Annotated in this window: 14 protein-coding genes; 7 read left to right on the top strand and 7 right to left on the bottom strand. The window is 41.8% G+C overall.

All coding sequences use genetic code 11. From position 1 onward, the window contains the following. Positions 1–327: 327 nt before the first annotated feature. The 6 genes from BTU61_RS08865 to ilvD all read right to left on the bottom strand — a co-directional run bounded on the left by BTU61_RS08865 (position 328) and on the right by ilvD (position 7,597). The gene (locus BTU61_RS08865) at positions 328–1,410 is read right to left on the bottom strand and encodes a carbamoyl phosphate synthase small subunit (protein ID WP_200773237.1); all 1,083 of its coding nucleotides are present in this window, start codon (positions 1,408–1,410) and stop codon (positions 328–330) included. 136 nt (positions 1,411–1,546) lie between these two features. Then, on the bottom strand, positions 1,547–2,821 hold the full coding sequence (locus BTU61_RS08860) for a uracil-xanthine permease family protein (protein ID WP_200773236.1): 1,275 nt from the start codon (positions 2,819–2,821) through the stop codon (positions 1,547–1,549). Positions 2,822–3,071: 250 nt separating this feature from the next. Then, entirely contained in the window at positions 3,072–3,593 is a 522-nt protein-coding gene (gene pyrR, locus BTU61_RS08855; protein ID WP_200773235.1) for a bifunctional pyr operon transcriptional regulator/uracil phosphoribosyltransferase PyrR, read from the bottom strand. A 329-nt stretch (positions 3,594–3,922) separates the two neighbouring features. Next, positions 3,923–4,606 carry an ABC transporter ATP-binding protein gene (locus tag BTU61_RS08850; protein WP_200773234.1) on the bottom strand — a complete coding sequence of 228 codons (684 nt, stop codon included), beginning with the start codon at positions 4,604–4,606 and terminating at the stop codon, positions 3,923–3,925. A 1-nt stretch (position 4,607) separates the two neighbouring features. Further along, positions 4,608–5,711: an ABC transporter permease gene (locus tag BTU61_RS08845; RefSeq protein ID WP_200773233.1), complete on the bottom strand. Its 1,104-nt coding sequence runs from the start codon at positions 5,709–5,711 to the stop codon at positions 4,608–4,610. Positions 5,712–5,893: 182 nt separating this feature from the next. Next, the gene (gene ilvD / locus BTU61_RS08840; protein ID WP_200773232.1) at positions 5,894–7,597 is read right to left on the bottom strand and encodes a dihydroxy-acid dehydratase; all 1,704 of its coding nucleotides are present in this window, start codon (positions 7,595–7,597) and stop codon (positions 5,894–5,896) included. Positions 7,598–7,784: 187 nt separating this feature from the next. Between ilvD and BTU61_RS08835 the strand changes: the two genes are divergently transcribed. The 4 genes from BTU61_RS08835 (at position 7,785) to rpmG (ending at position 9,508) form a co-directional block, all read left to right on the top strand. Next, positions 7,785–8,807 carry an SPFH domain-containing protein gene (locus BTU61_RS08835; RefSeq protein WP_200773231.1) on the top strand — a complete coding sequence of 341 codons (1,023 nt, stop codon included), beginning with the start codon at positions 7,785–7,787 and terminating at the stop codon, positions 8,805–8,807. A gap of 2 nt (positions 8,808–8,809) precedes the next feature. Continuing rightward, positions 8,810–9,010, top strand: a complete 201-nt coding sequence (locus BTU61_RS08830) for a type II toxin-antitoxin system antitoxin (RefSeq protein ID WP_023027511.1) — start codon at positions 8,810–8,812, stop codon at positions 9,008–9,010. A 150-nt stretch (positions 9,011–9,160) separates the two neighbouring features. After that, on the top strand, positions 9,161–9,343 hold the full coding sequence (gene rpmF, locus BTU61_RS08825) for a 50S ribosomal protein L32 (RefSeq protein ID WP_003009516.1): 183 nt from the start codon (positions 9,161–9,163) through the stop codon (positions 9,341–9,343). 15 nt (positions 9,344–9,358) lie between these two features. After that, a complete protein-coding gene (gene rpmG, locus BTU61_RS08820) occupies positions 9,359–9,508 on the top strand; it encodes a 50S ribosomal protein L33 (RefSeq protein WP_001265622.1) in 150 nt (49 codons plus the stop codon). 74 nt (positions 9,509–9,582) lie between these two features. Here rpmG and BTU61_RS10280 read toward each other — a convergent pair whose 3' ends face one another. After that, on the bottom strand, positions 9,583–9,756 hold the full coding sequence (locus tag BTU61_RS10280) for a FanG protein (protein WP_225915825.1): 174 nt from the start codon (positions 9,754–9,756) through the stop codon (positions 9,583–9,585). Between the two features lie 28 nt (positions 9,757–9,784). Here BTU61_RS10280 and BTU61_RS08815 point away from each other — a divergent pair, with 28 nt between their 5' ends. The 3 genes from BTU61_RS08815 to BTU61_RS08805 form a co-directional block, all read left to right on the top strand. Continuing rightward, on the top strand, positions 9,785–10,399 hold the full coding sequence (locus BTU61_RS08815; RefSeq protein ID WP_338058538.1) for a CadD family cadmium resistance transporter: 615 nt from the start codon (positions 9,785–9,787) through the stop codon (positions 10,397–10,399). An 11-nt stretch (positions 10,400–10,410) separates the two neighbouring features. Continuing rightward, positions 10,411–10,749, top strand: a complete 339-nt coding sequence (gene cadX, locus BTU61_RS08810) for a Cd(II)/Zn(II)-sensing metalloregulatory transcriptional regulator CadX (RefSeq protein ID WP_000711078.1) — start codon at positions 10,411–10,413, stop codon at positions 10,747–10,749. Positions 10,750–11,094: 345 nt separating this feature from the next. Further along, a protein-coding gene (locus BTU61_RS08805) for an IS3 family transposase (RefSeq protein ID WP_200773229.1) occupies positions 11,095–12,415 on the top strand; the annotation gives its coding sequence in 2 pieces (ribosomal slippage) (positions 11,095–11,536 and positions 11,536–12,415; 1,322 coding nt annotated over the 2 pieces). This gene is flagged as partial in the annotation.

Here is a 12,415-nt window from a genome sequence, read left to right as displayed (position 1 = left end):
ATAGAATTTTAGGCAATCGTTACAGGATGCAAGCATCCAAAACGATTGTTCTAAATTCCGAGCTTTCCGTCCGTGTTCAGTTTCAGATGACATTATTGGCACAAGATCTTTGACTGAAAAACTCCTTCCAGTAAAGAGCGTCATCACTCTATAAGAAACAAGGCACTACACTTCATTTCTCTAACTGAATACAAGTCCTTAATTCTCCTTTCTATTCGTCGCCTCACAGGGCGACATTAAATAAGACACAAAGGACGACCAGAAAACGGTAGCTCAACATACGAAGTTTTCCTTCCGTTTTCCATTCAAGAGATGTTCCTCTTCAGATTATTCTTTTTCTGCTTGGAAGGCATCAATTAATTCCAAGAATTCATCAAAGAGGTAGCTCGCATCATGTGGACCAGGTGCTGCATCTGGGTGGAATTGCACGGAGAAGGCAGGAAAGTCACGGTGACGAACTCCTTCAACAGATCGGTCATTGATTTCTTCATGCGTGATCATCAAGCAATCTGGAAGGCTTTCGCGATCAATCGCATAGCCATGGTTTTGGCTGGTAAAATCAACACGCCCCGTCGCAATTTCACGAACCGCATGGTTAAAGCCACGGTGCCCAAACTTCATCTTATAAGCTGTTGCGCCATTTGCCAAACTAAACAACTGGTGCCCCATGCAAATCCCAAAAATTGGAATTTTTCCTTGAATGCCCCGAATCATATCCAGTGCATACGGCACATCTTCAGGGTTCCCAGGACCATTTGACAACATCACACCATCTGGATCCAGATGGAGAATTTCTTCAGCCGTGATATCATGAGGCACAACGGTCACATTGCAGTCACGTTTTGAAAATTCACGTAAGATCGAGTGTTTGAGGCCGAAGTCTACCAACACAATATTTTTCCCAACACCTGGTGCTGGATAGGCTGTTTTCGTAGAGACTTGCTCAATGTTATTGGTTGGTAACATAGCTGCCTGCAACTGATCTTGCAAGTCTTTTACTGAATGACTTGGACTTGCAATCGTTGCCTTCATCGTTCCGTGTTGACGGATAATCTTTGTCAGAGCACGGGTATCAATTCCTGAAATTCCAGGAATATCCTTCGCCTTTAAAAACTCGTTCAAAGTCATTTGGTTTCGCCAGTTACTAGCACGACGGCTAGCTTCTGACACCACCACACCCTTGGTCGTTGGAGTGATGGATTCGTAATCATCACGATTCACTCCATAATTCCCTACTAAGGGATAGGTGAAAGTCAAAATCTGTCCGTTATAAGACTGGTCGGTGATCGATTCTTGATAACCTGTCATCCCCGTATTAAAGACGATTTCACCTGTCACCTCTAGGTCCGCACCAAAGGCCTGACCTTCAAAAATTGTGCCGTCTTCTAAAATCAGTAAACGTTTTGCCATTTTATTCTTCCTTTCGTCTGATTCTCTCTGGAATCCGTTAACGCTGTTTACAAATTACGATCTCAACTGATTGCTCTAGTTTCCGTAGAAACACTTTATTATTTCTCTAACCAGAGGTTCCCTCCTTTTTGAGGAATTACTTTTCTTCTACATGAGGTTCAGGAAGGATTTGGTACAACACGATTCCTAGAATCGTTGATGTTGCCACACCCGTGATTTGAAGGCCAGCAAGGTCAATCATCAAACCACCGATCCCTGATACCAAGATAACACTTGCAATCAAGAGATTCTTTTTATTATCAAAATCAATCTGATGTTCAACTAAAATTTTCAAACCGCTAGCAGCGATAACCCCAAAGAGGGCAATAGACAACCCTCCCAATACAGGAGTTGGAATAGAATGCAAGAGTGCTGATAGCTTCCCAATAAAGCTCATGACAACCGCAATCACTGCTGCGCCTGAAATAACGTAAACTGAGTAGACCTTACTAAGGGCCATAACCCCAATGTTTTCCCCATAAGAGGTTACTGGAGGAGCTCCAAAGAATCCGGCAATAATCTGTGCCAAACCATCACCAGTAAGCGTATGGTCAAGCCCTGGGTCCTTGAAGTAATCACGCTCCGTCAAACTATTTAAAACCATGAGGTGGCCAAAATGTTCCGTCATGGTCACAAAGGCAATCGGAGCCATGGTCAAAATCGCACTTGGATAGAGCTTAAAGCTATAATCCACAAATGGAATGTCAAAGTTTGGAACTTGAATCCAATGCGCTGCACTGACCTCTGAGAAATTGACAAAACTATGTCCTGTCACCAAACCAAGAGCCACTGAGAAAATATAGCCCACAATTAATCCAAGTAAAATTGGGACGACACCGACAATCTTCTTGCCATACATGTTAAATAGGATAACCGCAAAGAGGGTCACCATCGAAATCAATAGAGCATAGCCACTATAGCTTTTATTTAAGGTTGTCGCATCAGTGACTGCATTGGCCGCAAGATTCAAACCAATTACCATGATAATGGGACCAACCACGATTGGTGGAAGGACCTTATTAATCCAGTCTTTCCCCGCATACTTAACAATCAGAGCCACAAACAAGTAGACCAAACCACCCGCCATGGCACCTTGCGCAACTGCTGCGATTCCATCTGACTTCATCAGCATTTGCATCGCTGCAATATAAGCAAAACTAGATCCCATGTAGGCAGGAATCTTATACTTGGTCACTGTCAAGTGAGCCAAAGTCCCCAAACCAGATGAGAACAAAGCAATGGCAGGATCAATCCCAACCAAAATCGGCACCAGCACCGTCGCACCAAACATGGCAAACAAATGCTGGAAAGATAAACCAACCAGTAAACCTGGTTTTGGCATATCAGAAACATCATATTTAACGTTATTCATGATAGAAAACTCCCTAAATAATAAGATACAAAGGGCGTATAAAGAGCAAAGTAAAATTAGGAAATCTGACGATGAAGCTTTAGCTTCTAGGAAGATTTATCTATTTTACACAGCTCTTAGCCCGTGTTCAATTAACAAGATACAAAGCCCGTATAAAGCCTAAAGCAAAAATAGGAAATACGATGACGGAGCAGTTGCTCCTAAGAGTCTTTATCTTTTTTGCACAAAACTTCGGGCACTTTTCACTTTTTCAATTTGGCGCAATGATATTGATGCTATCTACACCATCAATTTCAGACACCAACACTTCAATTTCTTCTGACTCACTTGTTGGAATGTTCTTTCCAACATAATCTGCACGGATAGGCAACTCGCGATGCCCTCTGTCAACCAATACAGCCAGACTCACACGGGCTGGACGCCCTCGACTGACAATATTATCAATCGCTGCCCGAATCGTGCGGCCAGTATACAACACATCATCCACCAAGATCACCTCTGCACGATCCACACTTACAGGGACCACCGATGTATCCAACTCCGACTTAATATCGTCGCGGAAAGCCTTGGTATCCAATTCAATCAAGGGAACATCTAGATTTTCCAACTGCTTCAAGCGTTCTTGGATGCGTCTAGCAATGTAAACCCCGCGTGTCTTTATACCCGCTAGGACAATCTGATCGAGGTTTTTGTTCCGCTCGATTATCTCATAGGTGATTCGTGTGATGGCGCGCTTCATGGTTACGTCGTCGACGATTTCTTTCTTTTTCATAAAAAGCACCTTTCTATATACAAAAAAATCCCCCAAAACAAGGAGATACACAAAATATAGGCCGGTCTTCCCAGGCACTTCATTTCCATAACACCTTGCCTGCCTCTCTGGACAGTATTAAAGGATAAATTCGATTAAGCAGATTATAGCAAATTATAGACGAATTTACAAGAAAAATGACAGATGATACACTCAAATCCCCCCAAAAGTAATATTCATACGTTTCAATAGCAAGACTGCAGATGCTAAAAAAGCTGTTCGACCGGGAAGCATCTCCACTCGAACAGCCATGTTTTTCTCCAACTCTAGGATTTTTTCATTCCAAATGCTTATGCATCTACTCTCATCAATTGGCCATGTTTTAATTCATAAATGGTATCTACATAGGTCAGGATGGAGCGGTCATGGGTCACCATGATGGCGCTCTTGTTTTTGGATTTGACTTCTTTCCGGATCAACTGGGCGATTTCTTGCCCTCGATCTGGGTCTAGGCTAGCCGTTGGTTCATCAGCTAAAATAACCTGCGGATTTCCGATAAAGGCCCGAGCAATGGCTGCCCGTTGTTTTTGCCCCCCAGACATCTGATTAGGATATTGGTAGTAACAAGCTTCGATGCCCAGATCTGCCAACAAGGCTTTGACTTCCTCTTGGCGTTTTTTCTTATCCTTTTCCCCTTTCAATTTGGCCACCAGTTCTAACTGGTCACCGATTTTCATGTAAGAAAGGAGCTGGTGATCTTGAAAGATGAAGCCGAGCAATTCCAGACGTTTTTGCGTCCACTGACCTTGGTTGAGACCGGTTAAGTCTTGGCCATCGATAGAAATCCGCCCCTCGTCCGCTGATAAGAGTAAACCAGCGATAGCCAAGAGGGTGGATTTACCTGATCCTGAAGGGCCCAAGATGGCGACAAATTCGTTGGGTTCGACGCTTAAATCAAGCTGGTTGAGGACATGGTGCATCTGGCTGCCATCGGCGTAGGATTTTCTGATATGTTCTAATGCAATGATAGCCATCTTATTCTCCATTTCCACCAATGACTTCGATTGGATCTACTTTTTTGATTTTGACAAGGGATAAGGCACCACACAAAATAGAGGTCAGGATAAAGTTAACCGAGATGGTGAGGTTGTCTTTCAGGGTCATAAAGGAAGGGACGCTATTGGGTAAAAATGGTGCCATCATAGTTGCCAAGCCAAGACCCAGCAGTACTCCGATGAGGGAGATGATGGTGAGCTGGGATAGTTGGACATAGGTAATCTGGCTCATGGACATGCCAATGGCCTTCAAGACGCCGAACTGTTTCAACTTTTGCAATGTCAGGATATAGAAGAAGACCCCAAGGATAGCAGAAGAAGCGAGCAAGAGCACCCAAGTGATCATCCGTAGCGTCAGATTTTGAGCCTTGTAGCCAGGGATTTTATCGATTACTTGCTTCTTATCCGCTACCATCAAGTTGCTGGCTAGATCGCTAGAAGTGATGCTCTTCTTGGCCACAAGGGTTTGGGCTTGCCATTGATAGCTTGGATCTGTTTTTTGCCGCATGCCTGTGTAGGTATCCGAGCTGATAAAGCCAATCTCGCTATAGCCGTATTTGGCATTTTTCGCGAAGGCCACGACCTTGAGTTTTTGCTTAGAGGTTTTGTCGATCACTTGATCGCCGACTTGGATCCCCTCATTCTCTTTGAAAGAACAGTCCAGAATGACCTCGTTTTTCTTTAAGTCGGAGATCTTGAAGTCTGTATTTTCCATGATTGGATTGAGGATCTCTTCTTCGTTGTGATCGGTCGCGAAGTAGGTGATATCCAGAGTGTTGGAATCCTCTGATTTTGAGACAGTTGCTCGCTGGATGGACAAGCCAGAATAGTCCATTCCCTCTATCTTTTGGACCTCATCTAAATCTTTCGCCGTAATGGTTGAAAAGGGGATAATCCCTTCTGAATCCGTCGAAAGGATGTAGTGCAATGACCCATAATTATCGATTTGGGCAGATACCGAACGGCCCAGTCCATTTGTCAGGCCGGACAAGAACACCACCATAAACATGAGGATGGTAATGAGGAGTTCAATCAGGATAAACTTCTTGGGTTGGTATTTCATTTCATTCCATGCGATTTTCATTTTCTCTCCTTGTTCAATAGGGATGCCACATTCTCATCTGAGACACCCAGAAAACGTCCCATTATTATACCACAATCCAGCTAGAAAGCCTCAAATAAGTATTTTAAAAAAGTGAGATAGAATGAACCCTCCATAAGTTTCGTTCTATCTCACTCTCTCTTTAGACAAAGTCGTCCTTGCAATTACTGTTTACCAGACTGTTCCATATTCCAGAAGTCTGTCACGGCACCGCGTGAGGCTGAAGAAACGATATGGGCGTATTTACCCAGAACCCCACGGCTATAGAGTGGCGGCAAGGTGGTTTCAGCCTTCCGTTTTGCTAACTCTTCGTCTGAGACATGCATGGTGATTTCTTTAGTATCTTGGTCAACTGTCACCAGATCCCCTGTGTGGAGGTAGGCGATTGGGCCACCGACCTGAGCTTCAGGCGCAATGTGACCAACAACCAGACCGTAAGTCCCTCCAGAGAAACGTCCGTCTGTCAAGAGGGCCACCTTGTCCCCTTGGCCTTTCCCAACGATCATAGATGACAAGGACAGCATTTCCGGCATACCAGGACCACCCTTAGGACCAACGAAACGAACAACGACAACGTCGCCATCCACGATTTCGTCTGAAAGAACGGCCTCAATGGCAGCTTCTTCCGAGTCAAAGACCTTAGCCGGACCCGTGATGTTGCGGACCTTCACACCTGATACTTTGGCAACTGCTCCTTCAGGAGCCAAGTTCCCTTTCAAGATGATCAATGGACCATCCGCACGTTTTGGATGTTCAAGTGGCATGATGACTTTTTGACCTGGTGTCAAATCAGCGAAGGCTTCTAAGTTCTCAGCCACCGTTTTACCAGTACAGGTGATGCGATCTCCATGAAGGAACCCATTCTTAAGAAGGTATTTCATGACGGCTGGCACACCACCGACATTGTAAAGGTCTTGGAAGACATATTTCCCTGAAGGTTTCAAGTCCGCCAAGTGAGGCACGCGCTCTTGGAAATCGTTGAAGTCTTCCAGCGTCAAGTCAACATTAGCCGCATGAGCGATCGCAAGCAAGTGCAGAGTGGCATTGGTGGATCCACCCAGCGCCATGGTTACTGTGATGGCATCTTCAAAGGCTTCACGAGTCAAGATGTCAGATGGTTTCAGTCCCATCTCCAGCATCTTGACAACTGCACGACCTGCTTCTTCGATATCCGCCTTTTTATCAGCTGATTCAGCAGGGTGAGAAGAGGAACCGGGTAAGCTCATCCCAAGGACCTCGATTGCTGTCGCCATGGTGTTGGCCGTATACATTCCACCACAGCCACCAGGGCCAGGGCAGGCGTTACACTCTAATTGCTTCACTTCTTCAGCGGTCATATCACCGTGATTCCATTGCCCAATTCCTTCGAAAACAGACACCAAGTCGATATCCTTGCCGTTCAGATTACCTGGAGCAATGGTCCCACCATAAGCAAAGATCGCAGGGATATCCATATTGGCAATGGCAATCATGGAACCAGGCATATTCTTATCACAGCCCCCGATAGCTACAAAGGCATCCACGTTGTGACCACCCATAGCCGCTTCGATAGAGTCCGCAATGATATCGCGTGACGTTAGGGAGAAGCGCATTCCTGGAGTCCCCATGGCGATCCCGTCCGCAACCGTAATGGTGCCAAATTGGACCGGCCAAGCTCCTGCATCTTTCACACCTTCTTTGGCCAGTTTTCCAAAATCGTGGAGGTGAATGTTACAAGGGGTATTTTCCGCCCATGTCGAAATCACTCCGACAATCGGTTTCTCAAAGCTTTCATCGGTCATTCCCGTCGCGCGAAGCATGGCACGGTTGGGAGATTTTACCATGCTATCGTATACACTACTACGATGGCGTTTGTCTAATTCTGTCATCTGATTCCCTCTCATCGTTTTTTTATTATTATAGCACAATTTACGGCCCAACGATAGAAGAAAATTCTTGAATTTTCAGACAATTTAGTTCGATTGCTTGCTTGCTAAAATAGTTTACAGTTATATCTTGACTTTTGAAAACAAAATGATATCATTTAGATATCATAAAGAAAGAAGGGCTCGTCCCATGGAAGAAAAAATTTTAACTCAAAAGAAAAACGGCTTAGCTGCCCTTGTAGGCTTGCTAGTTGGAGATCTTGTTTTAGTTTTTGCCTTTATTAGTTCGATTGCTAGTTTACCAGAAGGTTTCCCGCTTGCAATTGGAGTTATTACCTGTATTTTTCTCTTTATTGCTAGTCTGGTGTGCTATGCGGGGATCAAAATTATTAAACCGCAAGAGGCCTTGGTCTTGACCTTGTTTGGGGACTATATTGGAACCATTCGCGAAGCGGGTATTTACTTTGTCAATCCCTTCTGTGTCGCTGTCAATCCTGCCAATAACACCCGCTTGGGACAAAGTGGTGATGTCACCACCAAGTCCCCCATGTCTGTCAGTAAAACAGCAGAAGGCAACAATATTTCCATCGAGACAGGTAAAAAGAATATTTCCTTAAAAGTGATGACCTTGAACAACTCTCGCCAGAAGATCAATGACTGCTTAGGGAATCCTGTAGAAATTGGTATTGCAGTTACTTGGCGCGTAGTGGATACGGCTAAAGCAGTCTTCAATGTGGATAACTACAAAGAATATCTCTCATTGCAGTGTGATAGTGCCCTTCGTAATATTGTTCGCATCTATCCTTATGATGTAGCTCCTAATGTCGATACGACAGGAGATGGCCAGGCAGATGAGGGTAGTCTCCGAGGCTCCAGTGAAATCGTGGCCAGTCGCATTCGAGAAGAGATTCAAGCGCGTGTTAAAGATGCTGGGCTCGAAATTCTAGAGGCTCGCATTACTTACTTGGCCTATGCTCCAGAAATCGCAGCTGTGATGCTTCAACGCCAACAAGCGTCTGCCATTATCGATGCGCGGAAGATGATTGTCGATGGAGCAGTTGGGATGGTTGAAATGGCCCTTGAACGCTTGAGCGAAGGAGAGATTGTAGAGCTAGACGAAGAACGGAAGGCTGCCATGGTATCGAACCTTCTAGTTGTTCTCTGTGGCAATCATGATGCACAACCAATTGTCAACACAGGAAGTCTCTATTAAGAATGGCTGATCAAAAGAAAAAGCAAATTCCACTTAGACTGTCAGCCAAGTTATATGCTGCTCTCGCATCATGGGCAGAAGATGATTTTCGATCGGTCAATGGTCAGATCGAGTACCTGCTGACAGAATGTGTCAAGCAACGAAAAAAGGATGGCAAATACGTTTCGGAAACGATTGATGAGCCATTTGAAATAGACCTTTAAGGAGAACTCCTGTCCCATTTGATGAGGCAGGAGATTTTTTTAATAATTTTTTGTCAAGTAACTTTACTTTACAAAAAAGTTTTGTTATACTGTTAAAGTTGATGAAAATCAAACCTAATTGAATTTATATCTTAAAAGGAGAAAAACGAAATGGCAGTACCTGCACGTCGCACATCAAAAGCGAAGAAAAACAAACGTCGTACGCACTACAAAGTAACAGCTCCATCTGTAAACTTTGACGAAGCAACTGGAGATTACTCACGTTCTCACCGTGTATCCCTTAAAGGATACTACAAAGGACGTAAGATCGCTAAAGCTGCATCAGCTGAATAATAGAAGGGAGATACCATGCGCGTAAATATTACACTTGAACACAAAGAATCTGGTGAACGCTTGTACCTTACTTCTAAAAACAAACGTAACACTCCAGACCGTCTTCAATTGAAGAAATACTCACCAAAACTTCGCAAACACGTTGTGTTTACTGAAGTTAAATAATTAAGTAAGCAAAAGCCTTTGAAACGTTGATTTCAAAGGCTTTTTTCTTTTTATCAAATACAGTATATTTCAACTCAAACTCTACCTTTTTCTCTACCTTTTTTAGATAAATATATCATCTGGATATTGAAGTTAAGCCCTGCTATCATTTCGATGGCAGGGCTTTTTAATATTTGGTACACTACCTTCTTATCTATATTTTGATGGAGCTGAAGTTGACATCTACAAAGTTTAATGTTAAAATACATTCAAAAATATATTTGAATGAGGTGTTTTATGGTTCAAAATGTTGTTACTTCAATAATCCTGTATTCTGGGACAGCCGTAGACTTACTTATTATCCTAATGTTATTTTTTGCCAAAAGAAAAAGCAGAAAAGACATCATTAACATCTATTTAGGACAATTTCTAGGCTCTGTTAGTCTAATATTGCTAAGTTTGCTTTTTGCATTTGTCTTAAATTATATTCCTAGTAAAGAGATTTTAGGTTTGCTCGGTTTGATTCCAATTTTCCTAGGCCTCAAAGTTTTGCTTTTAGGAGATTCTGATGGAGAAGCTATTGCAAAAGATGGTTTGCGAAAAGACAATAAAAACCTGATTTTTCTAGTCGCTATGATTACTTTTGCAAGTTGTGGCGCTGACAATATTGGTGTCTTTGTCCCATATTTTACCACCTTAAATTTAGTGAATTTGATAGTGACTTTACTTACTTTTCTAGTCATGATTTATCTCTTGGTTTTTTCTGCCCAAAAATTAGCACAAGTCCCTTCTGTTGGAGAAACTTTGGAAAAATATAGCAGATGGTTTATTGCCGTTGTCTATTTAGGATTGGGGATGTATATCCTGATTGAAAACAACAGCTTTGACATGCTATGGGCTGTGTTAGGCTAGGAGAAAAAATTATGAAAAAAGATAGTATCTGTCAAGTGGATGTTATAAATCAACAAAATGTCACAACCGCAACGAACTACCTTGAAAAGGAAAAAGTCCAAAAATCACTTCGCATTTTATCAAAATTTACCGATAATAAACAGATAAATATCATCTTTTATCTCCTTGCCGTCGAAGAACTCTGTGTCTGCGATATAGCCTGTTTATTAAATCTCAGTATGGCATCTGCCTCCCACCATCTTCGTAAACTAGCCAATCAAAACATCTTGGATACTAGAAGAGAGGGGAAAATTATATATTATTTTATAAAAGATGAGGAAATCAGAGATTTTTTTAATCAACTAGGATAACAACTATTTTTACTACTTTTCCATGATTATATATAGGACTTATCTATGAAATTTTTTGATGAAAATTACTCACAAGAAATACCTACTCGTAGCAAATGTTTAAGAAAAAAGTATAATTTAAATCAAACCGACTTGGACTATAAAGAAATTATTTTCTAAGATATTACCAAGTTTGTTGATGATTTGTTTTACCACTGCTTCAGCTCTATTATATTTAGAGATTTAGAAACTGTAGATAGAAGTGAAGTAAGCATTCAATACGAATCAATACAGAAGAAAAACGCTGATTTTGAACTGCACCCCAAAAGTTAGACAGAAAAAATCTAACTTTTGGGGTGTTTTATAATGAAATTAACTTATGAAGATAAAGTTCAAATATATGAATTGAGAAAGCAAGGAGAGAGCTTTAGACAGCTTTCAAATCAATTTGGGATAAACATTTCTAATCTTAGGTACATGATTAAATTAATTGATCGTTACGGGATAGAAATCGCAAAAAAAGGAAAGAATCGTTACTATTCTCCCGAATTAAAGGAAGAAATAATTAATAACGTTCTGCTTAAAGGTCGTTCACTAAGAAGTGTATCTTTAGATTATGTTTTATCCGATCCTTCGCTATTAAAAAATTGGATAGCACAATACAAGAAAAATGGGTATACTATTGTTGAGAAAACAAGAGGGAGACCATCTAAAATGGGACGTAAGCCAAAGAAGAAACCTGAAGAGATGACAGAGCTAGAGCGACTTCAGGAAGAATTAGAATATTTGAGAGCGGAGAATGCTGTTCTAAAAAAGTTGAGAGAACTCCGATTGAGGGACGAGAAAGAGCTAAAAGAAAAACAGAAATTGTTCGAGGATTGGTAACAGAGTTTCCTTTAGAGACTCTTCTAAAGATTATTAAGCTAGCTCGTTCAACCTATTATTACCAGCTAAAGCAACTAGATAGAAGCGATAAAAATCATGATATTAAAGCTGAAATTCAAGCTATTTTTACTGAGCATAAAGGAAATTATGGTTACCGCCGAATGACTCTAGAATTGAGGAATCGTGGTTTTGTAGTGAATCATAAGAAGGTCCAACGTCTGATGAAGATCCTTGGTTTCAGTGCCCAAATTCGTCGTAAACGCAAGTATTCTTCATACCAAGGAGAAGTTGGCAAGAAAGCAGATAACCTTATTCAACGCCAGTTTGAAGCATCAAGGCCAATGGAAAAGTGCTATACGGATGTGACAGAGTTTGCCATTCCAAATAGCACACAGAAATTGTATTTATCGCCTGTTTTAGATGGCTTTAACAGTGAAATTATTGCTTATCGTCTTTCTACTTCACCCAACTTAGAACAAGTAAAAACGATGTTAGAGCAGGCCTTCACAGAGAAACACTATGAGAATACGATTCTCCATAGTGACCAAGGCTGGCAATACCAACACGATTCTTATCATCGGTTCCTAGAGAGTAAGGGAATTCAAGCATCCATGTCACGCAAGGGCAACAGCCCAGACAATGGTATGATGGAGTCCTTCTTTGGTATTTTGAAATCCGAAATGTTTTATGGCTATGAGAAAACATTTAAGTCACTTAAGCAATTGGAACAAGCCATTGTAGACTATATTGATTACTACAACAACAAACGAATTAAGGTAAAATTAAAACATACTAAGATTAG

The sequence above is a fragment of the Streptococcus lactarius genome (genome assembly GCF_016642265.1).
GTDB lineage: Bacteria > Bacillota > Bacilli > Lactobacillales > Streptococcaceae > Streptococcus > Streptococcus lactarius.
This window is presented reverse-complemented; position numbering and strand designations above follow the sequence as displayed.